Raw genomic sequence first — 25,808 nt, forward strand, 5'->3', positions numbered from 1 at the left:
GCCGGCGCTGGCCACAGCCAGATCCGCTCTTGCCTGCGCAAATCCGTGGCCAAAAAAGCTCTTCGCTTTTTCGTCCCTTTGCTCTAAATCCGCTTGAATCTGCCCGTCATCGGCGTGGATCGGTGGCTGCGGCTTTTCCGATCGCGGCTATAGCCGCTCCCACATTGGCCCCTCCCGGAGCTCAGCCTTCGCGCGGGTGGTTCAACATCAGCCAGTACATCCCGACCTGCTTCACCGCCCACATGAACTGGCTGAAATCCACCGGCTTGCGGATATAGCTGTTGGCGCCCAGCGAGTAGCAGGCCTCGACGTCGAAGGGTTCGGTGCTGGTGGTCATCACCACCACCGGCAGGCTGCGCGTGCTTGCGGCGGCGCGGATCGCCTGCAGCACTTCGCGGCCGTCCATGCGGGGCATGTTGAGATCGAGCAGCACCAGCGACGGCTGCTCGTGGCGTGGGCGATCGGCGTAGTCGCCGCGGCCGAACAGGTAGTCCAGCGCTTCGGCACCGTTGCCCACCACGTGCAGCGGGTTGGCGATCTTGGCCTGGGCGAAGGCGATGCGGGTGAGCTCGACGTCGTCGGGGTTGTCCTCGACCAGCAGGATCGGGCGGTTGCTCATGAGGGCGTTCCGTCCTCCGTCGCCGGCAGTTCGACGTGGAACACGCTGCCCTCGCCGGCCACCGTGTCCACGCCGATGCGCCCGCCCAGGCGCGCCGCGATGCGCTGGGCGATCGCCAGGCCCAGGCCGTGGCCACCGCCCTCGTCGGGACCGTGCACGCGCTGGAAGGGTTCGAAGGCGCGCTCGGCGTGGCGCGGGTCGAAGCCGCTGCCCTGGTCGCGCACGTGGATGCGGACGATGTCGCCATCGCGCTCGGCGTCGACCGCGATCCGCACGGCGTCGCGGCCGGCGGAAAACTTCCAGGCGTTGTGCAACAGGTGGTCGAACAGCTGCTTGAGCTGGCGCTCGTCGGCGCGCACGCGGATGTCCGGCTGCACCGTGGCCTCCACCTTGCGGCCGGGCTCGGCGTCGCACAGCTCCACCAGCGCCCAGTCGGCCAGCAAGCTGGCGTCGAGATCGGCGATCTCGAGGTGGTCGTGCGAGGCGCGTGACAGGGCCTGCAGGCCATCGATCAGCCCGGCCATGCGCGTGGCGGCGGCACGGATCCGCGCCAGGTAATCGCGACCCGTGGCATCGAGCGCTTCGCCGGCATGGGCGTCGAGCATGGTCGCGAAGCCCTCGATCGCGCGCAGCGGCGCACGCAGGTCGTGGGCGATGCCGTAGGACACGAGGGTCTGGTCCTGCAGCACGCGGGCGAGCTCGGCTTCGCATTCCTGGAGCCGGACGCCCACATCGACGGCCGGCATCCCGGCGCGGCGTGCTGCACGGTGTAGTTCCGCCGCGACCCCTCCCGGGGGGGGCAGTCCGCGGCTCAGATCCTCTTTCATCGCGAGACCGTACACCACGACGGCGTAGCGGCGGCGTTAGGGCATCGGGGGATGGAACAGGCTGCCCTGCGGCGAAGCCGCGTCAGCGCGGGGCGGCACGAACCGGCTGCAGTCCAGGGCCGGCTGCGGCATGAATCCCAGCTGTCGATGCACACGTGCGAAGCGCGCCGCGAGCAGCTGCGCGAATGGCCCCTCGCCCTTCATGCGCGAGCCGAAGGCACTGTCATAGTCGCGGCCGCCGCGCATCTGCGCGACCAGGCTCATCACGTGCGCGGCGCGCTCGGGGTAGTGCTGGTCCAGCCACTCGCGCCAGATCTCCTTGAGCTCATGCGGCAGGCGCAGCAGCACGTAGGAGGCCGCACTGGCGCCCGCCTCGCGCGCGGCCAGGAGAATGGCCTCGAGCTCGCCGTCGGTGATGGCCGGAATCACCGGCGCCACCATCACGCTCGCCGGCACGCCGGCGGCATGCAGGCCGGCGATCGCCTTCAGCCGCGCATGCGGCGCCGATGCCCGCGGTTCCATCCGTGCGGCGAGGCGGTTGTCGAGCGTGGTCACCGACAGCGAGACCTGTACGAGGTTCTGGCGGGCCATCGGCGCGAGCAGGTCGAGGTCGCGCAGCACCAGCGCGTTCTTGGTGATCAGGTGCACGGGGTGGCGCGTTTCGGCGAGCACTCCGAGCAGCTCGCGGGTGATGCGCTGGCGCCGCTCGAGCGGCTGGTAGGCGTCGGTGTTAACGCCCAGGGCAATTGGCGAACACCGGTAGCGCGGCCGGGCAAGCTCGGCGCGCAGCAGCTCCGCGGCATTGGTCTTGGCGAACAGCCGGGTTTCGAAGTCCAGGCCCGGCGACAGGTCCAGGTAGGCATGGCTGGGGCGGGCGAAGCAGTACACACAGCCGTGCTCGCAGCCGCGGTAGGGATTGACCGACTGGCTGAAGCCGATGTCCGGCGACTGGTTGCGGCTGATGATGCTGCGCGCGCGTTCGGTGGTCACCACCGTATCGGGTCCGGGCTCGAGCGCTTCGCCGCTGGCGTCGTTGAAATCGTGGCCCGAGCCCCAGCCGTCGTCTTCGCGGCTGGCACTGCGCTGGTCGAAGCGTCCGGCCACCCGCGAGCCCGCCCCGCGCCCCTTCAAGGGACCCTGGGTCGCAAGCCTCGCTTTGCCGTCGTCGCGCATCGGGCTAGCCTACGGCCACGGTGTCGCAGCTTCTGCGACGGGGGAACGCTCTGGACGCATTGCACCACGCCTGGCAAGGCCTGCTGTCGATCCCCCGCTTGGGGACCTGGCTGCTTGCGGCCTGGGCCGCCTACCTGCTGCTGCTGGGCGGCTGGATCATCCTGCAGAAGCGCGAGCCGGTCGCTACGCTGAGCTGGCTGCTGGGCCTGGCGCTGCTGCCCTACCTGGGCTTCTTCATCTACCACGTGCTGGGGCCGCAGCGGATCAAGCGCCAGCGCCTGCGCCGGGCGCGCAGCCGCGAGACGCTGCCACCCGAGGACTTCTTCGCCGATGCCGCCCACGCCGATGCCGCCGAGCTCGCGCGCCTGGGCCAGGCGACCACCGGCCTGGCGCCCTCGAGCGCGCGCAATGTGCGTCTGCTGGTCGACGGCGCCGCCAAGTACCAGGCGCTGCTGGCCGACATCGCCAAGGCGTCGAAGCACGTGCACCTGGAGTACTACATCTACGAGCCCGACCGCACCGGCACCGCGCTGCGCGACGCCCTGGCCGAGCGTGCCCGCGCCGGCGTCCACGTGCGGCTGCTGGTGGACGCGATCGGCTCGGCGCGTTCGCGACGCTTCTTCCAGCCCCTGCTCGACGCCGGCGGCGAAGTGGCGTGGTTCCATCCGATGCGCCTGGGGCACGTCTGGCGCCGACCGTGGGCGAACCTGCGCACGCACCGCAAGATCGTGGTGATCGACGGCCGCGTCGCCTACACCGGCGGCATGAACGTCACCGACGCGCAGGACGAACGCCTGGGCGACGCCGCCTACCGCGATCTGCACCTGCGCCTGGAAGGCGAAGTCGTGCGCACCCTGCAGCTGGTGTTCTGCGAGGACTGGGCCTATGCCACCGGCGACCGCGACTTCCTCTCCAGCGTCGCCACCGACACGCCACGCGAGGCCGCGCCTGGCCCCGTGCGCACGCAGGTTCTGGTGTCGGGGCCGGACTCGCCCTGGGAGGCGATCCACCGCATGCACGTCTCCGCGATCCAGGCGGCCAAGACCCGCGTGTGGATGACCACGCCCTACTTCGTGCCCGGCGAGGCCGCGCTGATGGCGCTGAGCTCGGCGGCGCTCGCGGGCCTCGACGTGCGCCTGCTGGTGCCGCGCGAGAGCGACTCGAAGCTCGTCACCCTCGCCGCCCGCTCCTATTTCGGCCCGCTGCTGGTGGCCGGGGTGAAGATCCACGAATACGGCCCGCGGATGCTGCACAGCAAGTCGCTGCTGGTCGACGACGCACTGGTGCTGATCGGCAGCGCCAACTTCGACCACCGCAGCTTCCGGCTCAACTTCGAGGTCTCGGTGCTGTTCGACGATCCGGGCCTTGCCGCGGAGCTCGCGGCGCTCATCGAGGGCGAGTTCGCGCATGCACCGCGCGTGCAGCAGGGGCGCCACCGCGGGCTGCTGCGTGCGCGCCTGCCCGAGGCACTGGCACGGCTGATGTCCCCGCTCCTGTAGCGTTGCAGCCCGCGGAACTGCGACCGGCGGCACGCTGCCGCCGCCGGGCGGATGCGCAGGCGGGCGCTGCCCCGGGCTAGACTTCGATTCCCGGTTCCCGCGGAGGCGTGCGATGCCCTGGTTGTTCCTGCTGCTGGCCGTGGCCGCGTTCGCGGTGGCGCTGAATTCCTCTTCGATGGCACTGGCCGTCGTCTGCCTGTTGGTTGCGCTGGCCGCCACCGTGGCCTGGGTGCTTGGCCTGCTGGCGCAGCGCGTGGGCAACCAGGCGCGGGACGATTCCATGATGCTCGACCCCGTGGAGCTCAAGCGGCTGCGCGACCAGGCTGACGCCCGCCGCGCCGGCGGCGCCGCGAACGCAGGTGCCGAGACGCCGCAGTCCTGAACCGCGGTGGACGGCAGCGTATCCTGCCGGCCATGACCCGCCTCAGCGTCAACCTCAACAAGATCGCGGTGCTGCGCAATTCGCGCGGCGGCGCCGAGCCCGACGTGCTGCGCGCCGCGCGCACCTGCCTGGATGCCGGCGCCCACGGCCTCACCCTGCACCCGCGCCCCGACGCCCGCCACGCACGCGCGGACGACGTGATGGCGCTGGCGGCGCTCGCCGTCGAGCGCGGCATCGAGCTGAATCTCGAGGGCAATCCCTTCGCCCCGCCACGCCCGGGCTATCCGGGCTTCATCGCCCTGTGCCGCGAGGCACGTCCGGCGCAGGCCACCCTGGTGCCAGACGACGACGGCCAGATCACCTCCGACCACGGCTTCGACTTCGCCCGCGACGGCACCCGCCTTGCGCCCCTGGTGGCCGAACTCAAGGCGCTGGGCTGCCGCGTCAGCCTGTTCGCCGACGCCGGCAGCGCCGTCGAAGCTGCCGCCACCACCGGTGCCGACCGCATCGAGATCTACACCGGCCCCTTCGCCGACGCACACGCGACCGGCAACGCCGCCGCGGCGCTTGCCGCATGTGCCGACACCGCACGCCGCGCGCAGGCCGTAGGCCTCGGGGTGAATGCCGGCCACGACCTCAGCCAGGACAACCTCCGTGATTTCCTCGCCGCGGTCACCGGCATCGAAGAAGTCTCGATCGGCCACGCCCTCATCAGCGAAGCCCTCTACGAAGGCCTGGCCATCACCGTCTCCCGCTACCTCGCGCTGATGTAGTCCGGGCGCGTCGAACGGCGGGAAGAGCTTTCTTGGCCACGGATTTGCGCGGATAAGAGCGGATCAAGCGGATAGGGCAAAGGCGTAAAAGAGAGCCAGCTTCCGCGGGGCCGGTGACGTTCCGTCATCCCGAAGATCCGGCAGGTTGCCGCGACAAGATCCGCGTCATCCGCGCAAATCCGTGGCCAAAAAGGCTCTTCGCTCTTATCTCTTAGCCCTTACCCACCGATCCATTTCTACTCCGCCGTAGCTTCTCGCTTCCGGCCCCCCGGCTCCCTGCTCCTCGCCTTCTACCATCGTCGTCTGCTCTCTGCTCTCTGCTCTCTGCTTTCTGCTTCTACCTTCAACTTTCTGCTCTTTGCTCTCCGCTTGATGCGCTCTTATCCGCGCAAATCCGGGGCCAAAGAAGCTTTCCGCTTTTCCCACACACAAAAAAACGCCGCCCTTTGGGGGCGGCGCAAGAAAGCAAGCGTGATGTCCGGTCCGGCGCGCTGCAGGCGACGCCGGGCGGATCGTGCGGTACTCAGTTCTTGACGAAACCGATCTTCATCATCTGCGCGTTCTTGGCTTCGGCGAGGACCTTGGTCAGCACGCCGTAGTCCGCGCTTTCGTTCACGTCGAGCTGCAGCGTCGGCTGGTTCGCGGGGTCACGCTGGACCTCGCTCTCCATCATGCTGCGCAGCGCCGTGACCGGCACCGGACTGTCGTTCCAGAAGACCTGGCCGCCGCCGTCGATCCGGAGCTTGATCGGCTCCGGCGGCTCGACCGGGTTGTCCGGACGATTGACGGACCGCTGCGGCAGGTCGATGTCGATCGGATACGACAGCTGCGGCGCGGTGACCATGAAGATGATGAGCAGCACCAGCATCACGTCGCAAAGCGGAATGATGTTGATGTCGGCCATCGGGCCTTCGCCGGCGTTGGAAGAAAAAGCCATGCTGCTAACTCCGGGTCAGTTGCTCTCACGGGTGGCGACGAAGCCCACCTTGCGCATGCCAGATTTCTGCGCGAGGTCGACGACTTCCTTCACCATCCCGTACTTCGTGGTCTTGTCGGCGCGGACGTTGACCGCCGGCTGCGGTGTCTTCTGTGCCTCGACCGCCAGCGAACTCTCCAGGAGCTGGAGCGTGACCGGCTGGTCGTTGAGGAACACCTCGCCATTGTCGGTCACCGCGACCGTGATCGGCATCGCTGCCGGCGCGGTCTCGGGACGCTCGTCCAGGTTGGCCTGCGGAAGCTCGACCTTGACCTTGTGGGCCATCAGCGGTGCCGTGACCATGAAGATGATCAGCAGCACCAGCATCACGTCGACCAGCGGCACGATGTTGATCGTGGCGTTGACCTTGTCATGGCCGCTACCGCTTGATGTGTAAGCCATGTCGGTTCTCCGTAAGGCCTTGCGCGATCAGCGCTTCTGCTCGCCGACGCGCGAACCGGTGGCGAAGAAGTCGTGCAGGTCGTGGGCGAAGGTGTCGAGCTTGTAGTTCAGGCCGCGGTTGAGGCGGACGAAGAAGTTGTAGCCGAGCACCGCCGGGATCGCGACGCCAAGACCGATCGCGGTCATGATCAGCGCCTCGCCGACCGGACCAGCCACCGCGCCGATGTCGGCCTGGCCGCTGGCGCCGATGCGGATCAGGGCGCGGTAGATGCCCCACACGGTACCGAGCAGGCCGACGAACGGCGCGGTCGAACCGACGGTGGCGAGCACGGTCAGGCCGGCCTCGAGCTTCAGCGACTCGCGGGTCACGCCCTGGCGCAGCGCGCGGTCGACGAACTCGGAGCGGTTGAGCGACTCGACCAGGCGCGAACCTTCGTGGCGCTGGTGGTGCGCGGCCGCCTGGGCGGCATCAAGGGCGACCTTCGAGAAGGGCTCGCTCCTGGACTCTTCTTCCATCGCGCGGATCGCGTCCTGCGCATTCTGGGTTTCCCAGAACGTGGTGATCACGCGGTCGGCGCTTCCGCGCAGGCGCATGTGCTTGATGGCGTTGAAGATGATCCAGTAGATCGACATGGCCGACATGATCAGGAGGGTGATGAGCACCACCCAGCCGACGGCATCCATGTGTTGGACCATGTCCGCGAAGCCCATCTGCTGGAGCGCAGCGGCATTGCCGCCGCCGGCGGCGGGGACGTTAGTGGTTTCCTGCAGCATGACGCTTACCTTCTAGATGTTGTGGTGTTGGAAAGTGTGAAGCGGGCACAGCGGTGTTGCATGTGATGCGGTGGCGCGCCAGGGGCGCGCCGCCGGTCAAAGGACGAAGTCCACCGGGACGCGGACGCGGCCGGCCACGGCGACGCCGTCGCGCTGCTCGGGATTGAAGCGCCACCGGCGCGCGGCGTCGATCGCTGCGCGGTCGAGGTCGCGGTTGCGGCTGGACTTCTCGACCGACACATTGGTCACGTTGCCGCTGGCATCGACCTCGACGATCAGGATCACCTGGCCGGTGATGCCCGAGCGCAGGGCCGCCGGCGGGTACTTCGGCGGGTTCATGCTCTTGGACGACGGGTCCACGCTGGCGCCGATGTTGGACGTCGGGGCCGGCGGAGCCGGCGGGGCCGGAGGCGGCGCCGGGGTGTCCATCGGCGACGGTTCGTCGAAGACCACCGGCGGCTCTTCCGGCGGCGGCGGCAGCTGCGTGGGCTGCGGCGGCACCAGCTCGCGGATCGGCTGCGGCTCCGGCGGCTTGGGCGGCGGCGGCGGCGGCGGCGGCGGGGGCGGCGGGGGCTCGATGATCACCACGCGCGTGACCTGCTCCTCCTCCGGCGCCGCGCCGGGCGGGTTGACCGGGGCCAGCAGGAGCAGGACGGCGGCGGCGTGGAACGCCACCACCATGGTGAAGCCGGCGATACGCGCCCAGTTCAGGCCCTCGTCCTGGTCATTGTTCCGGTCGGGGGTCGTGGCGTGCTGCGTCATGCGGGGAACTCGTCTCTGGCCGGGCCGCGAGCGCCCCGAGTGTTGTCTGGACCCGCACGCGTGTTCTGCGCGGGAATTCCCAAGCTTATACCAATCTTGGCGCTCGATTCCACCGCGCCGTCCACCTCAATGATGCGCACGATGTCAGCGCGCAAGCAGCTTGCGCGCCTCTTCGGGATTCGTCAGGCCCTTGTCCAGTGCCTTCTGGGCCGCGGCCTTCGATTCGGCGTCGCGGCCTTCGTTGCTGAGCGCCTTGGCGAGGTTGAGGTAGGTGTTGCCATCCTCGTCGAGCGGAGCCGCCTTCTGGTAGAACTCGATCGCCTTGTCGTGCTGGTCGCTGAAGTAGTAGGCCTGGGCCAGCAGCGCGTAGGTCTTGTAGTCGCCCGGCAGGATGCCCTTCTGCAGGCCATCGTTGAGCACCTCGATCGCCTTGGGCTCACCGCCGTCGGTGTTCAGGAGCAGCGCCGAGAGGTTGCGGTAGTCACGCTCCTCGGTCAGGTCGCCGGACTGGCGCAGGCGCTCGTAGACGGCGATCGCATTGGGGTAGTCGTCTGCCTGCAGGTAGACGGTGGCGAGGTTGAGCTGGGCGCTCTTGTCTCCCGGGGTCTGCGTGGCGATCTCCTCGGCCAGGGCGGCCGCTTCGCTGGCACGGTTTCCTTCGGAGTACACGGCCAGCAGGAGCTGGCGCGCCTCCGGGCTGGCGTCCGCCTTGCCGCGTACCAGCGGCTCGAGCACGGTCGCGGCCTCGTCGAAGCGGTCCATGCGATAGAGGATGTTGCCGCGCAGGACCTGGAGGTCCTGCTTGTCCGACTTGGTCTCGGCGAGCAGGCGGTCGAGCGTGGCGAGCGACTCGGCGTACTGGTCGTCGCGGAGCTGCAGCTGCGAGAGCATGAACATGCTGCTGAAGTGCTCGTTGTTGCCGAGGCCGTCGAGCTCGATGGACTGGCGCAGGTAGTCCTTGGCGCGCACCGGATCCTCGTCGATCAGGAGGTCGGCGATCAGGCGCAGGGTGATCGCGCGCTCGTAGGCGTTGGCGCGCTCGTCACCCAGCACATCGGCACCGGCGGCCTCGGCAGCGGCGACGTCGCCTGCCTGCTGGGCTTCGGAGACGGCGTTGATCTTCGGCGTCAGGCGCGAGCTCGCGCTCAGGCCCGGGTCCTTGCGCGTCGCGGCGGGGTATTCGGCCTCGGCCTTTTCCTGGGCGCCACCGCGGCTGCCTTCACGGGCCGCACGGCGTTCGGCGAGGCGTTCGGCTGCCGTCTGCGCATGGGCGTCGGCGATGCCGCCGATGGCAAGCGCGGCGATGACTGCGGAAACCAGGAGATGACGATGGCTGGAGAGTGCGGACATGTGGGCCTCGGGGTATGCAACGCACGCGTCGACTTGTGCCGGTGCGCGCTCGGGGGATGCAAAGCTAACAGAACCGGTGCGGGTGGCGCGACCGCACCATCGGACGATGGCGCAATGTTCAGCCGCAGGCAGGGCGACGCCCGGCGCTGCGCGCCGCTTCCCACGTCGGCACGAGACCCGTCGCGCGCGACTGCAGCTCACCGATGCGTGCGGCGGGGTCGGGGTGGGTCGACAGCCATTGCGGCGAACGGTTGCCGCTGCTGGCCGAGATCATGTTCTGCCACAGGTTGACCGCCTGGCGCGGGTCGAAGCCGGCTTCGGCCATCAGCCGCTGGCCGACGACATCGGCCTCGGACTCCTGCACGCGGGAACCAGGCAGGAGAAACGCCGCCTGCAGCGCGGCGCCACCCAGCTGGTTGGTGGTCTGGGTCGCGCCCTCGCCGTAGCGCGAGCCGACCAGCGCGCCGACCACGCCCAACCCTGCCTGCGCGCCCATCTGGCGGGTGATGCGCTCGTCGTGGTGGTTGGCGATGACATGACCGATCTCGTGCGCGATCACCGCCGCGAGCTGGTCCTGGTTGCGGGCCACGCTGAAGATGCCGGTATAGACGCCGACCTTGCCGCCGGGCAGCGCGAATGCGTTGGGGTTGTCGTCGACGAACACCGCCGATTCCCAGGCGATCTGGCGCTGGGCCGCCGGCAGCTGCGCCACCACGGCGCGCACCACGCAGTCGACGTAGCGCTTCTGGGCCGCGTTGCCCGTCTGCTGCATCGTCGCCTTCTGCTCGGTGAAGGCCTGGGCGCCAAGCTGGTTGAGCTGCTCCTGCGACACCGCGCCCACGTACTGGGTGCGGCCCGTGGGCGACGTCGTGGTGGCGCAGGCCGCGACCGCCAGGGTGGCGACGACGGCGGCGGCAAGCGGAAGCATCTTCATGGCGGCGTCCTGGTTGGGCTTCGTGTTTTGTAGACGCCGCCACCTGAAGGCGGCGTCAACCGGCCCGGTCAGACGTCGAGGTTGGACACCCTCAGGGCGTTGTCCTCGATGAAAGCGCGGCGCGGTTCGACCACGTCGCCCATCAGGGTACTGAAGATCTGGTCGGCGGCAACCGCATCTTCGATCGTCACCTGCAGCAGGCGGCGGGTTTCAGGATTGACCGTGGTGTCCCACAGCTGCTCGGGGTTCATTTCACCCAGGCCCTTGAAGCGCTGGATCTGGCGGCCCTTCTTGGCTTCCTCGAGCAGCCAGGCCTGGGCCTGGGCGAAGCTCGTCACCGGCTGCGCGCGGTTGCCACGCATGATCTGCGCACCCTTGCGCACCAGGCCGTGGAGCAGCGAGGCGGCGTCGCGGAGCGAGCGCAGCTCGCCCCCCTCGAAGGCCGAGAACGGCAGCACCTGCACCGCGTCCACGCCCATGTGCCGGCGATGTACCACCAGCGCGGGGCCGGCGAGCTCGTTGGCCGGCTGGAACTCCAGGGAGTAGCGCGGCTTGCCGAGGCCGGTTTCGTTGAGGCGCTGCTCGAGCAGTTCGAGCTCGTGGCGCTCGTCGACGTTGCCGGCCAGGGCCTCGGCGTCGAGCGGGGTGAAGTTCATCAGCGCGGCGAGCACCTCGGGGTCGTAGCGCCAGGCGTTGCGGGCGATGGTCTCGCGGGCCGCGGCATAGGCCAGCAGCAGCTTCTCCAGCGCGCCGCCGGTGATGCCGGGTTCGCCCTCGGCCGGGACCAGGGTCGCGCCCTCCACGGCGTTGCCGGCGAGGTAGGCGTCGAGCGACGCGTCGTCCTTCAGGTAGATCTCGGTCTTGCCCTGCTTGATCTTGTACAGCGGCGGCAAGCCGATATAGATGTGGCCGCGCTCGATCAGCTCCGGCATCTGCCGGTAGAAGAAGGTCAGCAGCAGGGTGCGGATGTGGGCGCCGTCGACGTCGGCGTCGGTCATGATGATGATGCGGTGGTAGCGCAGCTTGTCCGGGTTGTACTCGTCCTTGCCGATGCCGGTGCCCAGCGCGGTGATCAGCGTGCCGACTTCGGCCGAGGCGAGCATGCGGTCGAAGCGCGCGCGCTCGACGTTGAGGATCTTGCCGCGCAGCGGCAGCACCGCCTGGTTCTTGCGGTTGCGACCCTGCTTGGCGGAGCCACCGGCCGAGTCACCCTCGACGATGAAGAGTTCCGACAGCGCCGGATCCTTCTCCTGGCAGTCGGCGAGCTTGCCCGGGAGGCCGGCGATGTCCAGCGCGCCCTTGCGGCGGGTCAGGTCGCGGGCCTTGCGCGCGGCTTCGCGGGCGCGGGCGGCGTCGACGATCTTGCCGGCGATCGCCTTGGCTTCGCTCGGGTGTTCCTGCAGGAAGGCCTCGAGCTTGGCGCCGAAGGTCTGCTCGACCACCGGGCGCACGTCGGAGCTGACCAGCTTTTCCTTGGTCTGCGAGGAGAAGCTCGGGTCGGGCACCTTCACCGACAGCACAGCGATCATGCCTTCGCGCATGTCGTCGCCCGACAGCTGCACCTTGGCCTGCTTGGCGATCCCGCTCTGCTCGATGTAGTTGGTGAGCGTGCGCGTAAGCGCGGCGCGGAAGCCGATCAGGTGGGTGCCGCCATCCTTCTGCGGGATGTTGTTGGTGAAGCAGAACATGGTCTCCTGGTAGGAGTCCGTCCACTGCAGCGCGACCTCGACGGTGATGCCGTTCTGCTCGCCGATCACCGAGATCACCTTCGGATGCAGCGGCGTCTTCAGCTGGGCCAGGTGCTCGACGAAGGATGCGATGCCGCCCTCGTACTGGAACACGTCGCGGCGCGATTCGCCGCGCTCGTCGCTGAGGGTGATCTTGACGCCCGAGTTCAGGAAGGACAGCTCGCGCAGGCGGCGCGCCAGCACTTCGTAGTGGAACTCGACGTCGCTGAAGATCTCCGTGGCCGGCTTGAAGCGCAGCGTGGTGCCGCGGCGGCCGTTGGAGGGGCCCACTACCTTGAGCGGGTACAGCGGCTCGCCCAGGGAGTATTCCTGGACGTGGTGCTCGCCGTCGCGCCAGATATCGAGCCACAGGTGCTCGCTCAGCGCGTTGACCACCGACACGCCGACGCCGTGCAGGCCGCCGGAGACCTTGTAGCTGTTGTCGTCGAACTTGCCGCCGGCGTGCAGCACGGTAAGGATCACCTCGGCCGCCGAGATGTGCTCTTCCTTGTGGATGTCCACCGGGATTCCGCGACCGTTGTCCGACACAGAGACCGAGCCATCCTCGTGGATCGTGACATTGACGTCGTCGGCGTGACCGGCCAGGGCCTCGTCGATCGAGTTGTCGACAACCTCGAACACCATGTGGTGCAGACCGGTGCCGTCGTGCACGTCGCCGATATACATGCCTGGGCGCTTGCGGACGGCCTCGAGGCCACGCAGGACGGTGATCTTGCTGGAGTCGTAGCCGGTGTTCGCGGCCTCGGGGGTGTTGCCGGTGTCTTCGGTCATCTGTGTCTTTCTGGCATTGGGATCGCCCAGCAATGGCCGACGCGGCACGGCCGGCGCAGGACACATTACTTATAGGGGCTTGAGGCGGGCATTATACCAGTTTGCGTCCCTTGGCAAGGGCTTTGAACCAAGCCGCACGGCAGGCCAACCCCACGGGAGCACCCCAGTCGATGCGGGTGGTTCCACGTGAAACAAAGTCACTGGACTGGAACCACTTGCCCATGTTCCACGTGGAACATGGTGGCCGGTGCGCCCAGCTGCAGCGGGTCGGTCCCGGTAATGAAGGCCTGCGCTGGAATCGACGCCAGGAACGCCAGCACCCGCTCGCGATGGACCACGTCCAGCTCCGACGCCAAGTCATCAAGCGCGATGACCGGCCAGTCGTCGCGTTCGGCGGCGCAATCCGCGGCCTGCGCAAACAGACAGGACAGGGCCGCGAGCTTGGCCTGCCCGCGCGAAAGCGCTTCTCCCTCCCCTTTCCCCGCCAGCCGCAGCTTCCAGTCGGCGCGGTGCGGCCCGACAGTCGTGTGGCCCAGCGCCTGGTCGCGCTCGCGGGCGACCGCCAGTGCGTCGCCCAGGGACAGGCTCGACCGCCGCCAGCCAGGCTCGAAATCCACGGACATCTGCCCGAGCGTGGGCGCCAGGGCAGCGGCCACGGGCGCAAGGCGCTCCTGCAACCGCTCCAGGTACTGTGCGCGCCGCCGCGTCAGCTCTTCGCCCGATCCGGCCAGTTCTTGGTCCCAAGCCGAGATCTGCGCTCCGGAGGCCCCCGACTTCAGCAGGGCGTTGCGCTGCTTCAGCGCGCGGGAGTAGCGCCGCCACAGCGGAAGGAAACCCTGTTCCACGTGGAACAGGCCCCAGTCCACGAAACGACGCCGCGGCTCCCCGCCCCCCGACACCAAGGCGTGGCTGCCGGGCTCGAAGGTCACGACCATGAAGGCTGCGCAAAGCTCACCCAGGTGTCCGACCGGCTCACCATCCAGCCGGGCTTCCCAGCCGGCGCCGGAATGGCGGAGACCGGCACGGTGACTGCCCTCTTCCCCTGCCACGCGCCATTCGGCGAACACTTCCACCGCTTCCCGCCCGGTACGCACCAGACCGTCGCGCACCCGGCCGCGGAAGCTGCGTCCGTAGGCCAGCAGGTGGAGACCCTCGAGCACACTGGTCTTGCCGGCGCCGTTGGGCCCGGAGAACAGGTTCAGCCCGGGCCCTGGCTCCAGGGCAATATCCGTGAGGTTGCGCAGGTCGCGCACATCGAAGCGGGTCAGATGCACTGAAGCGCGCCCGGAAAAGCAGAACGCCCGGGCAATGCCGGGCGTTCGTGTTCCACGTGGAACCTTGCAGGGGTCACAGCCGCAGCGGCATCACGACGTGGCGCGAGCGTTCATTGGCGGCCTCGCGGACCAGCGCCGAGGAGTTCGCATCGCGCAGCGCCAGCACCACCGTTTCGTCGCGCAGCGCGCCAAGGGCATCCAGGAGGTAGTTGACGTTGAAACCCACGGCCAAGCCATCGACGGAAGTGTCCGCCTCGATCTCTTCCTGCGCCTCTTCCTGCTCCGGGTTGTGGGCGTTGATCTTCAGCTGGCCCGGCGAGACTTCGATGCGTACGCCGCGGTACTTCTCGTTGGAGAGGATCGCCGCGCGCTGCAAGGCCGCGCGCAGCACCTCGCGGTCGACCTTGACCTCGCGATCGGCGCCGATCGGGATCACGGCTTCGTAATCGGGGAAGCGCCCGTCGATGAGCTTGCTGGTGAAGGTGACATCGTCGCGTTTCACCCGGATGTGGTTCCGGCCCATTTCCAGCTCGAGCACGCGGTCGCCGCCCTCGAGCAGGCGCTGGAGCTCGCTCACGCCCTTGCGCGGCACGATGATCTGGCGCTTGGACTGGCTGCTGCCGCTGAGCTCGGCTTCGCACAATGCCAGTCGGTGGCCGTCGGTGGCCACGCAGCGCAGCCGGTGGTCGCCGAGGTCGAACAGCAGGCCGTTGAGGTAATACCGCACGTCCTGCTGCGCCATCGCGAATGCGGTGCGCTCGATCAGCTCCTTGAGCGCTGCTTCCGGCACCTCGACCCGCTCGGTCGCCTCGACCTCGTCAATCGACGGGAAGTCGTTGGCCGGCAGGCTCGCCAGGGTGAAGCGGCTGCGCCCGGCCTGCACGGTGATCTTGTCGCCGGACTGGCTGACGGTGACCTTGCTGCCATCGGGCAGGGCACGAACGATGTCGAACAGCTTCCGGGCCGGAATCGTGACTTCGCCGTCCTGGGCGTCGTCGACCGCGCAGCGCGCGATCATCTCGACTTCCAGGTCGGTGCCCGTCAGCGACAGCTGGCCGTCCTGCACCAGTGCCAGCAGGTTTGCGAGCACCGGCAGCGTCTGCCGGCGTTCGACCACGTTGACGACCTGCGCCAACGGCTTGAGGAAGGCTTCTCGCTGCAGACTGAAACGCATGCCGGTGGTGTCCCCTTGCCCTAGCTCTTGAATAGGATAAATACTTAAATGCGGTGGTGGTGGAGTCCGCTAAAACGGTTGAGAACTCATCCAACTACCTGACTAATAACGGTTTAATTGCGCTACAACCCCGTGGACAACATCCTGCCGCCAATGCGGACAAGCTGTGGACAACTTTGGGCCCCTGCCGCAGCCTCGAACTTGTCCACAGCTTGCCCCCTGCCTGTACACCGGCTCCCTGGCCCGCCGTCCCGGGCTCATTCGCTGAGCTTGCGGATGAGCTTGTCCCAGTCCTCGCGAAGCTTTCCATCGGTCTGCGAGAGGGTGCGGATCTGACGACAGGCGTGCAGGACCGTGGTGTGGTCCCGACCCGCGAAGGCGTCACCGATCTCCGGCAGGCTGTGCTCGGTGAGTTCCTTGGCCAGCGCCATCGCCATCTGGCGCGGACGAGCCAGCGAACGCGTGCGCTTCTTGCCCAGCAGATCCTTCATCTGGAGTCCGTAGTAGTCTGCCACGGTCTTCTGGATATTGGCGATGCTGATCGCCGCCTGCTGGGCGCGCAGCAGGTCGCGCAGGGTTTCCTGGGCGAATTCCTGCGTGATCGCGCGACCGGTGAAGTTGGCCTGGGCCGACAGCGTGTTCAGCGCCCCCTCGAGGTCGCGCACGTTCGACGGCATCTTCTTGGCCAGCAGGAACGCCACGTCTTCTGGGATATGGACGCCACGCTCGCGGGCCTTGGCCAGCACGATCGCCGCACGGGTCTCGAAGTCGGGCGGGTCGATCGCCACTGGCAGGCCCCAGGCCAGGCGCGACTTCAAGCGCGGTTCCAGGCCTTCGACTTCGCGCGGGAAGCGGTCGCAGGTCATGATGATCTGCTGCCGGCCTTCGAACAGCGCGTTGAAGGTGTGGAAGAACTCTTCCTGGGTGCGGTCCTTGCCGGCGAAGAACTGGATGTCGTCGATCAGGAGCGCGTCGAGCTGTTGGAACTGGCGCTTGAACTGGTCGGCGGTGCGTTCCTGCAACGAGCGGAAGAAGGCGCTGTAGAAGTCGTTGGAGCGCATGTACAGCACGCGTGCCGACGGATTGTTCCGGCGCATCTCGTTGCCGGCGGCAAACATCAGGTGGGTCTTGCCCAGTCCCGTGCCTCCGTACAGCAGCAGCGGGTTGTGGGCGCGCTCGCCCGGCTTCTGCGCGGCCTGCCACGCGGCGGCGCGGCCGAGCTGGTTGCTGCGGCCCTCGACGAAATTGTCGAAGGTGTAATGGTTGTCGAGGTTGCCGTGGAAGGCGGCGGCGCCGGCGGCCGCGCTCGCGGCGGTGGCCGCGGCCGTGGCCGATGCACGCACCGGTTCGGCGACGCGGGGCAGGGAGCCGATCTCCAGCGACACGTCGCCGTTGCCGCCGAAGAAGCCCAGCAGCTCCCGGATCCGCGGCATGTAGCGCTCGTGCACCGCGTCGCGCACGAACGCATTGGGCGCGTACAGCACGGTCGCATCATTGCGGCGCGCGGCCTGCAGGGGTCGCAGCCAGGTGTGGACGTCCTCGGCCGGGAATTCGGCTTCCAGGCGTTCGAGGCAGCGGGGCCAGGCATCCATGTGTACGTTCGACATACCGACAGCGGGACCGGCCGCGCGACGCGGCGGGCCACGTGCGGCGGGCGGTGGAAGAGGGGGCAGCCAGCCTACCATCGCGCCCCGGGGCCTGCGCGCCGGCGGTCGTCGCGTGGGCCGCGCCCGCCCCGGGTATTTGACCGGGCGACGGTCGCGGCATAGAATCTCCGGTTCTTTCCGCTGCGTCACGCTCGAGCATCCCATGGCCACCAAGCGCACCTACCAACCCAGCAACCTCAAGCGCAAGCGCGACCACGGTTTCCGTGCCCGCATGGCGACCGCCGACGGCCGCAAGATCCTTGCCCGCCGCCGCGCCAAGGGCCGCAAGCGCCTCACCGCCTGATGACCGCGGGCGGCCCCCCTGACGGCCGCCCCGCCGCGATCCCAAGCCCCATGGACCGCCGCTTGCCACGCCAAGCGCGCGTTCGCGTGCGCGCGGAGTTCGACCGCGTCTTCGGCGAAGGCCGCCGCACCGGCACGCCGCTGCTGGCCCTGCATTACCACCGCGACGGCCAGCCGCCGCGCCTGGGCCTGGCGGTTTCGCGCAAGGTCGACCGCCGCGCCGTCGGTCGCAACCGCATCAAGCGTGCGCTGCGCGAAGAGTTCCGCGTCCTGCGCGCCGGGCTGCCGGATGCCGCCTATGTGGTCGTTGCGCGCGCCGCGGCCGCCAAGGCCAGCCGCGTCGAGCTGCGCGCCGCCTTCCACGATGCCCTGCGCCGCGCCGGCGCGTTGCCCGCGCCCGACCTGAGCGGCACAATGCCCGCCGCTTCCCCCGTTCCCGTCCCGACGCCGCGTTCCGCCGGCGAATGAGCATGCCCGTCCGATGAACCAGACCCGTACCTTCCTGATCTTCGCCTGGCTGATGGTGGCGACCCTGCTGTGGATGGAGTGGGGCAAGGAACAGCGGGCACCGCAGTCCGAAGCCGTGGCCGCCGCCACGGCAGCAGACCCCGCGGCTGCGATCCCCGGCGCCCCGGGCGTCGTCGACGCACCTGCCACCGTGCCGGGTGCCGTGCCGCAGGCACCGTCGGTGGCCGCCGTGCCCGGCGTGTCCGCATCCGCCGCACCGGCCGCGACCGCCGGGCTGGTCCGTGTCCGCACCGACGTCCTCGACCTTGCGCTGCGCGGTGGTGCCGTCGCGCGCGCCGACCTGCTGCTGTTCCCGCAGACCCGCGACGAGGGCAGCCCGCCGGTGCGCCTGTTCGATGACGCGCCGGGAAGCTTCTACGCCGCGCAGAGCGGCTGGGTCAGCGCGACCAGCGCCGCGCCCAGCCACGAGGCCGGTTTCGTGCCGGAATCGCCGGGCACCGACTACGTGCTGGACGCAGGTGCCGACACGCTCGAGGTTCCCTTCGTGTGGCACGGCCCCGATGGCGTCAGCATCCGCCGCAGCTACGTGTTCACGCGCGGCAGCTACGCCATCGAGGTGCTCGACACGGTCTACAACAAGAGCCAGACGCTCTGGCAGGGCCACGCCTACCGCCAGCTGACGCGGCTGCCGCCTGTGCTCAAGACCGGCTGGACCAACCCCGAGTCTTTCAGCCTGTACGGCGCCACCTGGTTCAGCCCGGGCGAGGGCTACCAGCGCGTGCGCTACGCGAAGTTCGACGACGAAGGCCCAGTCAACGCGCGCCAGACCGGCGGCTGGGTGGCCATGCTCCAGCACCATTTCTTCAGCGCCTGGATCCCCCGGCCGCATGACGAGGTCGTCGTTTCGCTGCAAACCACCACTGGTGCCGGCGGCGCGCCCCAGTACCTGATCCGCGAGATGGGTCCGGGCCTTGCGGTGGCGCCCGGCGACGAAGGCAGCATCAGCGCGCGCCTGTGGGTGGGCCCGAAGCTGGTCGACCAGATCAAGGCGCAGCAGGTCCCCGGGCTGGACCGCGCGGTGGACTACAGCCGCTTCGCGCTGTTCGCGTTCCTCGGCGAAGGCCTGTTCTGGATCCTCAACAAGCTCCACGGCCTGTTCCAGAACTGGGGCTGGTCGATCATCGGCCTGGTGGTGGTGGTGAAGGCCATCATGTATCCGCTGTCGAAGGCGCAGTACCAGTCGATGGCAAAGATGCGCCGCTTCCAGCCGCGCATCCAGCAGCTCAAGGAGCGCTACGGCGACGACAAGCAGAAGTTCCAGGTCGCCATGATGGAGCTGTACAAGAAAGAGAAGATCAATCCCGTCGGCGGCTGCCTGCCGGTGCTGCTGCAGATGCCGATCTGGCTGGCGCTGTACTGGGTGCTGCTGGAGTCGGTGGAGCTGCGCCATGCGCCATGGATGGGCTGGATCCAGGACCTGACCGCGCGCGATCCGTTGTTCATCCTGCCGGTGCTCAACATCGCCGTGATGTGGGCGACCCAGAAGCTGACGCCGATGGTCGGCATGGATCCGATGCAGCAGAAGATGATGCAGCTGATGCCGCTGATCTTCGGTGTCTTCATGATCTTCTTCCCCTCGGGCCTGGTGCTCTACTGGGTCACCAACGGCACGCTGGGACTGGCGCAGCAGTGGTGGCTGATCCGCAAGTACGCGGAGCCCGCGCCGGCGAAGGCCGCCGCCTCCGGCGACTGATCCGCGGGCGGGGGCAGCATGGCCACCGACACCATCGTCGCCGTCGCGACCCCGCCGGGCAGTGGCGGGGTCGGCATCGTCCGCTTGTCGGGACCCGCCGCGCCCACCATCGCCGTCGCGATCTGCGGCCGTAGGTTGCGGGCGCGGCACGCGCGCCACGCCCGTTTCCTTGACGCCGACGGCGAGCCGATCGACGACGGCATCGCGCTGCTGTTCGCGGCGCCGGCCAGCTATACCGGCGAAGACGTGGTCGAGCTGCAGGGCCACGGCAATCCGGTGCTGCTGCAGGCCCTGGTCGCGCGCTGTTGCGCGCTTGGCGCGCGCATGGCGCGGCCGGGCGAGTTCACCGAGCGCGCCTTCCTCAACGGTCGCCTCGACCTGGCCCAGGCCGAAGCCGTGGCCGATCTTGTCGCCGCCGGCGACCTGACCGCCGCCCGCGCCGCCCGGCGCTCGCTGGACGGCGAGTTCTCGCGCAGGGTCAACGCCCTGGCCGACGACCTGGTCGCGATGCGCGTCCACGCAGAAGCCGCGATCGACTTCGCCGACGAGCCGCTGGAGACGCTGGGCGGATCGGAACTGGCCGCGCGCCTCGCGCGTGCCCGCGCCGACCTTGCCACGCTGCTGGCCGCTGCTACCCGCGGCCGCCGCCTGCGCGACGGCCTGCATGCAGTGATCGTCGGCCCGCCCAATGCCGGCAAGAGTTCACTGCTCAACGCCTTGGCCGGCAGCGACCGCGCGATCGTCACCGATGTCGCCGGCACCACCCGCGACCTGCTGCGCGAAACCGTGCACGTCGACGGTGCGGAACTGGCCCTGGTCGATACCGCCGGCCTGCGCGCCGGCGGCGACGCGATCGAGCGCGAAGGCATGCGCCGCGCGCGCGACGAGCTGGCGCGCGCGGGCCTGGCGATCGTCGTGCTCGATGCGTGCGATCCGGATGCCGGGCGCGCGGCGGTCGCGTCGGGGCTCGACGGCGTGCCGCAGGTGCTGTGGCTGCACAACAAGTCGGACCTGCTGCCGCCGGATGCGCCGCCGCCACCGGCCGGCGAGCTGCGCGTATCCGCCTCCACGGGCCTGGGCATGGCGGCGCTGCACTCGCGCCTGCGCTCCCTGGTGGTGGGCGAGGGCGGTGCCGGTGACGGCGAGTTCACCGCGCGCGCGCGGCACGTGGATGCACTGGGTCGCGCAGCACGGCACCTGGATGCCGCGACGTCTGCGCTGGCCATCGAGGCACTCGAGCTGGCGGCGGAGTCATTGCGTGACGCGCATCACGCTTTAGGCGACATCAGCGGTCGGATCGGGGCCGACGCGCTGCTCGGGCACATCTTTTCGCGCTTCTGCATCGGCAAGTAGCGCAGCCGCGAACCGGCACCGGGGTGTTGACAAACCGCCCCGTGTGTCGCGTCCTACGCATTCGTGCGTATCCGCACACTCAGGGGGAGTACAAACAGATGTCCGTGAACAACCAAGCATCCGCGGGCGGGGTCCTGCCGCGGCTGGCACTTGTTGCGGCCCTTGTCGTGGCCATCTCGGCCTGCGGCAAGGACGAGGCCGCGGCACCCGCGGGCGATGCCGCCACCACTGCCGCCGGGCAGGCCGCCGAAGCCGCGCCCGATGCGGCCGACCAGGTGGCTGCCCAGGCGGACGCGCTGGCCGAACTCGGCGCCGACGAACTCCGCGAGCGCGGCCGCACCGCCTATGCCGAAAGCCGGCTCTACGCGCCGCCCGGCGACAACGCGCTGGAGTACTACCTGGCACTGCGCGAGAAGTCGCCCGGCGATGCCGCTGTTGCCAGCGCGCTGACCGACCTGATGCCGATGCTGGTGATCGCCACCGAGCAGGCCCGCGACCGCGAGGACTTCGACGAAGCCGGACGCCTGGCGGCCCTGGTCGCGCGCGCGGACGCCAACCATCCGGCCCTGTCGCGCCTGCAGGAAACGATCACCGGCGCGCGCGATGCGACGCAGCGTCGCGTGGCCCAGCAGGCACTGAGCGCCGAGCAGGAAGCCGAGCGCCAGCGCCTGCTTGCCGAGGAGCGCACGCGCGCCCAGGCCGAGCAGCAGCGCCTGGCGGCGGCCCAGCTGGTGGAGCAGCAACAGACCGCGGAGCGGGAAGCCGCAGAGCGCGCCGAAGCCGACCGCGTCGCCGCAGAGCGGCGTGCGGCCGAACAGCGCGCCTCGGAGCAGCGCCAGGCCCAGCAGGCCCCGACGTCCACGACGCCGCCCGCGGCGCCCACGCTGCGACCGCTGAGCACGCCGGCGCCCACCTATCCGACCGAGGCACTGCGCGCCGGACAGTCGGGCGAAGTCCAGGTCGAGTTCACCGTCGCGCCCGACGGCAGCATCAGCGATGCCCGCGTGGTCCGCGCCGATCCGCCGCGGGTATTCGACCGTGCGGCAGTGGCGGCGGTTCGCCGCTGGCGCTTCGAGCCCATCGCCGAGCCGGTCACCACCCGGCGCACCATCGCCTTCAACCCCGGCGGCGGCTGACACGACGCGACCGGCGACAAAAGAAAAAGCCCGGCCACACGGCCGGGCTTTTCCGTTCCGCCAGACGGCGGCCTCAGGCCGAGATCGCCAGCTTTTCGCGGTGGTACAGGCGCGCGGCCATCAACCACAGCACCAGCGCCAGTCCGAAGCCCGATGCGAAGTAGACCAGCCACTCCATCGGCGCAATCCATTCGCTGCGCACCAGCTTCAGCACCATCTGGTTCTGCGCCAGGAACGGCACCGCGAACTGCCAGAGCTGCTCCTTCACCGGACTGACCATCAACACCACCGTGGGGATGATCGGCAGCAGCATGAGCACGCTCATGTAGCTCTGCGCCTCTTTCACCGACTTCACGCTGGCCGAGATCAGGGTCAGCAGGGTGCAGCCGATCAGGACGATCGGCGCCAGCACCAGCAGCAGCATCGCCAGCATGCCCGGCGTCATCGTCACCATCTGCAGCGCCCGTGGCGCCATCGCCAGACTGACCGCCAGCGCGACCAGGATCAGCACTTGGCTGAGCAGGCCCAGCGCGGTGGCGGCAAGGATCTTGCCGCTCATCAACGCGCTGCGCGAACTCGGCGTGGCCAACAGCGGTTCCAGCGACTGCCGCTCGCGCTCGCCGGCGGTGACGTCGATCACCATGTAGGCGCCGCCGACGAAGGCGCTGAAGATCAGCAGGTAGGGCAGGAAGGCCAGCAGCATGCCGCGCCGCGACTCCGGCGTGGCCACGTCGCGCTGCGCCACCATCACCGCGATCGTGGCCTCGGGGCTGATGCCGCGGCTGATCATGCGCAGGGCACCGACCTGCTGGCCGTACTCGCCGAGTGCCGCGCGCACGCGTTCCACGGGAATCCGCGAGTCCTGGCGCGAGGAGTCATACAGAAGCTCGATCGCGGCCATGCGGCTTTCGCGCCACTGCTCGGGGAACTCCGCCGGAATCCGCAGGATCACGTCGTGCACCTGCTCGCGCAGCGCGCGCTCCGCGTCCTCGGGCGGGTCGATGGCATCGATGTCGCGTGTGCCGAGGTGGCGCACCAGGTTGGGCGCGTGCTCGGCGCCGATCACCGGCAGCTCCAGCGTCGACTCGAGCTGGGTGCGCGCGCGCTTCTCCGCCATCGAACCCATGCCCAGGATCAGCACCGGGAACAGCAGCGGGCCCATCAGCAGGCCGAGCAGCACCGTGCGCCGGTCGCGGAACAGGTCAAGCAGCTCCTTGCGGGCGACGGTCAGCACCGTGTTGTGGAAGAGACTCATGCGGACAGGCCCTCCTCGGTGCCGATCAGTTGGACGAACGCGTCCTCCAGGTTGTCTTCGCCCGACTGCGCGCGCAGTTCATCGGGCGTGCCGTTCGCGCGAACTTCGCCCTGGGCGATGATCACGATGCGATCGCAGAGCGCGGCGACCTCCTGCATGATGTGGCTGCTGAAGATCACGCAGTGGCCCTGCGCCCGCAGCTCCTGCAGGAAGGCGCGCAGGCCGCGCGTGGTCATCACGTCCAGGCCGTTGGTGGGTTCGTCGAGGATCACGTTGCGCGGCGAGTGCACCAGGGCGCGCGCGATCGCGGTCTTGGTGCGCTGGCCCTGCGAAAAGCCCTCGGTGCGGCGGTCGAGGAAATCCTCCATGCCCAGCGTGCCTGCCAGCTCCTCGATGCGCGCGGCGATGGTGGCGTCGTCCATGCCGTAGAGGCGGCCGAAGTAGACGATGTTCTCGCGTGCGGTCAGGCGCTTGTAGACGCCGCGCGCGTCGGGCAGCACGCCCAGCCGGCGGCGCACCTGCGTGGCATCGCGCTGTGCATCCAGGCCGTCGACGCGCACCGTGCCGCGCTCGGGCGACATCAGCGTGTAGAGCATGCGCAGGGTGGTGGTCTTGCCGGCGCCGTTGGGGCCGAGCAGGCCGGTGATCTCGCCGTCGCGGGCGGTGAAGCCGACGCCGCGCACAGCGTGCACCGGTCCGGACTTGGCCTTGAAGGTCTTGTGCAGATCGTGGACTTCGATCATCTCAGGGCTCCCAACCGTAATAGCCGGCGAACGGCGGTGCCGGCGCGAGCCGGTCGAGGCAACTTGCATCGATGTCGGCGGCGTCGGCGCGCTCGACGAACTGCGCGAACAGCTTCGGCATGCAGCCGGCGCCGATCACGTTGTGGCCCTGGCCGGGCGCGACCAGATGGCGGCCACGGGGCAGGTGGGCGACGATCTCGTCGCCGTAGCGCGGCGGGGTGACGGGATCGAACTCGCCGCTGATCGCCAGCACCGGCACGTCGCCGGTGAGCGGATCGCGGAAGCCGTCCGCGCGCGGCGCCGTCGGCCAGGCTTCGCACTGCGCCTTGAGCAGCGCCACCATGTCGGTGCCGAGCACGCTGCCGACGTCGTCCGGGTCGATCGCCATGTCGGCCGCGTCTTCGGTACAGATCACCGACAGCTGCATGCCGTGGGCCATCTGGTCGCCGAGCGAGCCCATGATCATCCGTGACTGCGCCAGCATCGGTGCGTAGTGGCCCTGCGCGGCGTCGTGCAGCAGCAGCGGCAGGGTGGAAGCGGTGGTGGGCTGGTAGGAGAACATCCGCAACAGGATGGCGAGGCGGCCGAAGTCCGGCGTCTCCTCCAGCCATTCGCCGCTGACCGGGTCGCGGTAGCGGACCGCGGCCAGGTCGCCGGCTTCGAGCGCGGCGCGCACGGCGGGCAGCTGCTCCGCGGGATCACCGAGGTTGCCGGCGCAGGCGGGCTCGTCGCGGCAGCGCGCGAAGTGCGCCTGTAGCGCCTGCTCCAGGTTGCGTGCGTGGTCCTGCCCCAGCACCATGGCGTTGGGAGCCACGCCATCGAGCACGACGCTGCGCGTGGCCTGCGGGAACGCTTTCGCGAACTGCTGCGCCACGCGCGTGCCATAGGACACGCCAACCAGGTTGAGCTGCGGCGCCCCGATCGCCTTGCGCACCAGCTCGAGGTCCCGGACGTGGTCCATGGTGCCGTAGCGGCGCAGGTCGGTGCCGGTCCCCAGTGCATCCCGACAGCGCTCGGTGAATGCGCGCATGGCTTCGGGCGTCGGCGCGTCGCTGCCGAACGCGTTGTCGCCCTCCTCGTCCTTGCAGTGCAGCGGATGCGAACCGCCGGTGCCGCGGGCGTCGACCAGCAGCACGTTGCGGCTGCGACGCACATCCGCGAAGGCGGCCGCGACCATGGGGTAGGACTCCAGCGCCGACTGTCCCGGGCCACCGGCGATCATGACCACGGGATCGGGTTCGGCCTGGGTCTTCGCGGGCAACACGGCGATCGCCAGTTCGATCTGGCGGCCGTCGGGCGCATCGTGGTCTTCGGGCACGGCCAGGCGCGCGCATTGCGCCTCGACCGCCCGCGCGCCGACCGCGCTCAGGGAGCAGGACTCGAACGCGATGTCGCCCAGGCGCAGCTGGCCGTCGTCGTCGGCACCCTTGGCGCTTCCGGGCGGGCTGCAGCCCGCGAGCGTGGCAGCCAGCGCGGCAGCGAGCACGCTGGCGATGGATGTCCGGTGTGTCTTCATGCGTCGTTCCCCGGTTGGACAATGGATTCGATGGACGCGCCGGACAGGCGCGCGATGCGGAAGGCGAGCGGCAGGCTCGGGTCGTACTTCCCGGTCCCGATGGCGTTCACCGTCTGCCTGGAGACATCCAGACGATCGCCGAGCTGCGCCTGTGACCAATTCCGGGGTTCCATGTGTCCCGACAGCTTCGCACCCCA

25 protein-coding genes are annotated in these 25,808 nt (G+C 69.3%); 8 read left to right on the forward strand and 17 right to left on the reverse strand.

All coding sequences use genetic code 11. The features are described from left to right. Positions 1-181: 181 nt before the first annotated feature. The 3 genes from ACW5E8_RS09565 to ACW5E8_RS09575 all read right to left on the reverse strand — a co-directional run bounded on the left by ACW5E8_RS09565 (position 182) and on the right by ACW5E8_RS09575 (position 2,619). The gene (locus tag ACW5E8_RS09565; RefSeq protein ID WP_456965307.1) at positions 182-619 is read right to left on the reverse strand and encodes a response regulator; all 438 of its coding nucleotides are present in this window, start codon (positions 617-619) and stop codon (positions 182-184) included. Next, positions 616-1,365 (reverse strand): sensor histidine kinase, encoded by a 750-nt coding sequence (locus tag ACW5E8_RS09570; protein ID WP_456965308.1) that lies wholly within the window; start codon positions 1,363-1,365, stop codon positions 616-618. Before ACW5E8_RS09570 ends, ACW5E8_RS09565 begins: the two co-directional genes overlap by 4 nt. Positions 1,366-1,482: 117 nt before the next feature. Then, complete coding sequence (locus tag ACW5E8_RS09575) at positions 1,483-2,619, reverse strand: PA0069 family radical SAM protein (RefSeq protein ID WP_456965309.1); 1,137 nt, start codon at positions 2,617-2,619, stop codon at positions 1,483-1,485. A gap of 50 nt (positions 2,620-2,669) precedes the next feature. On the opposite strand from ACW5E8_RS09575, the gene cls reads away from it, so the two are divergent. The 3 genes from cls to ACW5E8_RS09590 all read left to right on the forward strand — a co-directional run bounded on the left by cls (position 2,670) and on the right by ACW5E8_RS09590 (position 5,273). Continuing rightward, positions 2,670-4,118 carry a cardiolipin synthase gene (gene cls / locus ACW5E8_RS09580; protein ID WP_456965725.1) on the forward strand — a complete coding sequence of 483 codons (1,449 nt, stop codon included), beginning with the start codon at positions 2,670-2,672 and terminating at the stop codon, positions 4,116-4,118. A 112-nt stretch (positions 4,119-4,230) separates the two neighbouring features. Next, positions 4,231-4,500 carry a hypothetical protein gene (locus tag ACW5E8_RS09585; protein ID WP_456965310.1) on the forward strand — a complete coding sequence of 90 codons (270 nt, stop codon included), beginning with the start codon at positions 4,231-4,233 and terminating at the stop codon, positions 4,498-4,500. Positions 4,501-4,532: 32 nt separating this feature from the next. Then, the gene (locus tag ACW5E8_RS09590) at positions 4,533-5,273 is read left to right on the forward strand and encodes a pyridoxine 5'-phosphate synthase (protein ID WP_456965311.1); all 741 of its coding nucleotides are present in this window, start codon (positions 4,533-4,535) and stop codon (positions 5,271-5,273) included. A gap of 523 nt (positions 5,274-5,796) precedes the next feature. Here ACW5E8_RS09590 and ACW5E8_RS09595 read toward each other — a convergent pair. The 10 genes from ACW5E8_RS09595 to dnaA form a co-directional block, all read right to left on the reverse strand. Beyond that, positions 5,797-6,210 (reverse strand): ExbD/TolR family protein, encoded by a 414-nt coding sequence (locus ACW5E8_RS09595; protein WP_456965312.1) that lies wholly within the window; start codon positions 6,208-6,210, stop codon positions 5,797-5,799. 15 nt (positions 6,211-6,225) lie between these two features. After that, positions 6,226-6,651 carry an ExbD/TolR family protein gene (locus tag ACW5E8_RS09600; protein WP_456965313.1) on the reverse strand — a complete coding sequence of 142 codons (426 nt, stop codon included), beginning with the start codon at positions 6,649-6,651 and terminating at the stop codon, positions 6,226-6,228. A gap of 27 nt (positions 6,652-6,678) precedes the next feature. Next, positions 6,679-7,425, reverse strand: coding sequence for a MotA/TolQ/ExbB proton channel family protein (locus ACW5E8_RS09605; RefSeq protein ID WP_456965314.1), 747 nt, complete (start codon positions 7,423-7,425; stop codon positions 6,679-6,681). 96 nt (positions 7,426-7,521) lie between these two features. Beyond that, complete coding sequence (locus tag ACW5E8_RS09610; protein ID WP_456965315.1) at positions 7,522-8,187, reverse strand: energy transducer TonB; 666 nt, start codon at positions 8,185-8,187, stop codon at positions 7,522-7,524. 144 nt (positions 8,188-8,331) lie between these two features. Further along, positions 8,332-9,537 (reverse strand): tetratricopeptide repeat protein, encoded by a 1,206-nt coding sequence (locus ACW5E8_RS09615; protein ID WP_456965316.1) that lies wholly within the window; start codon positions 9,535-9,537, stop codon positions 8,332-8,334. A gap of 118 nt (positions 9,538-9,655) precedes the next feature. Next, positions 9,656-10,465 carry a M48 family metallopeptidase gene (locus ACW5E8_RS09620; RefSeq protein ID WP_456965726.1) on the reverse strand — a complete coding sequence of 270 codons (810 nt, stop codon included), beginning with the start codon at positions 10,463-10,465 and terminating at the stop codon, positions 9,656-9,658. Positions 10,466-10,539: 74 nt separating this feature from the next. Then, on the reverse strand, positions 10,540-12,990 hold the full coding sequence (gyrB, locus tag ACW5E8_RS09625; protein ID WP_456965317.1) for a DNA topoisomerase (ATP-hydrolyzing) subunit B: 2,451 nt from the start codon (positions 12,988-12,990) through the stop codon (positions 10,540-10,542). 197 nt (positions 12,991-13,187) lie between these two features. Next, positions 13,188-14,264 (reverse strand): DNA replication/repair protein RecF, encoded by a 1,077-nt coding sequence (gene recF, locus ACW5E8_RS09630; RefSeq protein WP_456965318.1) that lies wholly within the window; start codon positions 14,262-14,264, stop codon positions 13,188-13,190. Positions 14,265-14,337: 73 nt separating this feature from the next. Continuing rightward, on the reverse strand, positions 14,338-15,438 hold the full coding sequence (dnaN, locus tag ACW5E8_RS09635) for a DNA polymerase III subunit beta (protein ID WP_456965319.1): 1,101 nt from the start codon (positions 15,436-15,438) through the stop codon (positions 14,338-14,340). 257 nt (positions 15,439-15,695) lie between these two features. Next, positions 15,696-17,030: a chromosomal replication initiator protein DnaA gene (gene dnaA, locus ACW5E8_RS09640; RefSeq protein WP_456965320.1), complete on the reverse strand. Its 1,335-nt coding sequence runs from the start codon at positions 17,028-17,030 to the stop codon at positions 15,696-15,698. 217 nt (positions 17,031-17,247) lie between these two features. Between dnaA and rpmH the strand changes: the two genes are divergently transcribed. The 5 genes from rpmH (at position 17,248) to ACW5E8_RS09665 (ending at position 22,097) form a co-directional block, all read left to right on the forward strand. Next, complete coding sequence (gene rpmH, locus ACW5E8_RS09645) at positions 17,248-17,388, forward strand: 50S ribosomal protein L34 (RefSeq protein ID WP_027083663.1); 141 nt, start codon at positions 17,248-17,250, stop codon at positions 17,386-17,388. Between the two features lie 50 nt (positions 17,389-17,438). Then, the gene (gene rnpA / locus ACW5E8_RS09650; protein ID WP_456965321.1) at positions 17,439-17,855 is read left to right on the forward strand and encodes a ribonuclease P protein component; all 417 of its coding nucleotides are present in this window, start codon (positions 17,439-17,441) and stop codon (positions 17,853-17,855) included. Between the two features lie 13 nt (positions 17,856-17,868). Further along, the gene (gene yidC / locus ACW5E8_RS09655) at positions 17,869-19,608 is read left to right on the forward strand and encodes a membrane protein insertase YidC (protein ID WP_456965322.1); all 1,740 of its coding nucleotides are present in this window, start codon (positions 17,869-17,871) and stop codon (positions 19,606-19,608) included. 18 nt (positions 19,609-19,626) lie between these two features. After that, on the forward strand, positions 19,627-20,961 hold the full coding sequence (gene mnmE, locus ACW5E8_RS09660) for a tRNA uridine-5-carboxymethylaminomethyl(34) synthesis GTPase MnmE (protein ID WP_456965323.1): 1,335 nt from the start codon (positions 19,627-19,629) through the stop codon (positions 20,959-20,961). Between the two features lie 104 nt (positions 20,962-21,065). After that, a complete protein-coding gene (locus ACW5E8_RS09665) occupies positions 21,066-22,097 on the forward strand; it encodes a TonB family protein (protein WP_456965324.1) in 1,032 nt (343 codons plus the stop codon). Positions 22,098-22,170: 73 nt separating this feature from the next. Here the strand turns inward: ACW5E8_RS09665 and ACW5E8_RS09670 are convergent, their stop codons facing one another. From ACW5E8_RS09670 to ACW5E8_RS09685, 4 genes are read right to left on the reverse strand one after another with little or no spacing between them, the layout of a single operon-like run. Then, positions 22,171-23,352, reverse strand: a complete 1,182-nt coding sequence (locus ACW5E8_RS09670) for an ABC transporter permease (protein ID WP_456965325.1) — start codon at positions 23,350-23,352, stop codon at positions 22,171-22,173. Beyond that, positions 23,349-24,095: an ABC transporter ATP-binding protein gene (locus tag ACW5E8_RS09675; RefSeq protein ID WP_456965326.1), complete on the reverse strand. Its 747-nt coding sequence runs from the start codon at positions 24,093-24,095 to the stop codon at positions 23,349-23,351. The genes ACW5E8_RS09670 and ACW5E8_RS09675 overlap by 4 nt, the downstream gene beginning before the upstream one ends. A gap of 1 nt (position 24,096) precedes the next feature. After that, positions 24,097-25,611 carry an alpha/beta hydrolase gene (locus ACW5E8_RS09680; RefSeq protein WP_456965327.1) on the reverse strand — a complete coding sequence of 505 codons (1,515 nt, stop codon included), beginning with the start codon at positions 25,609-25,611 and terminating at the stop codon, positions 24,097-24,099. Then, positions 25,608-25,796, reverse strand: a complete 189-nt coding sequence (locus tag ACW5E8_RS09685; RefSeq protein WP_456965727.1) for a helix-turn-helix transcriptional regulator — start codon at positions 25,794-25,796, stop codon at positions 25,608-25,610. The genes ACW5E8_RS09680 and ACW5E8_RS09685 overlap by 4 nt, the downstream gene beginning before the upstream one ends. Positions 25,797-25,808: the final 12 nt, after the last annotated feature.

It is taken from the genome of Luteimonas sp. A649 (assembly GCF_054072735.1).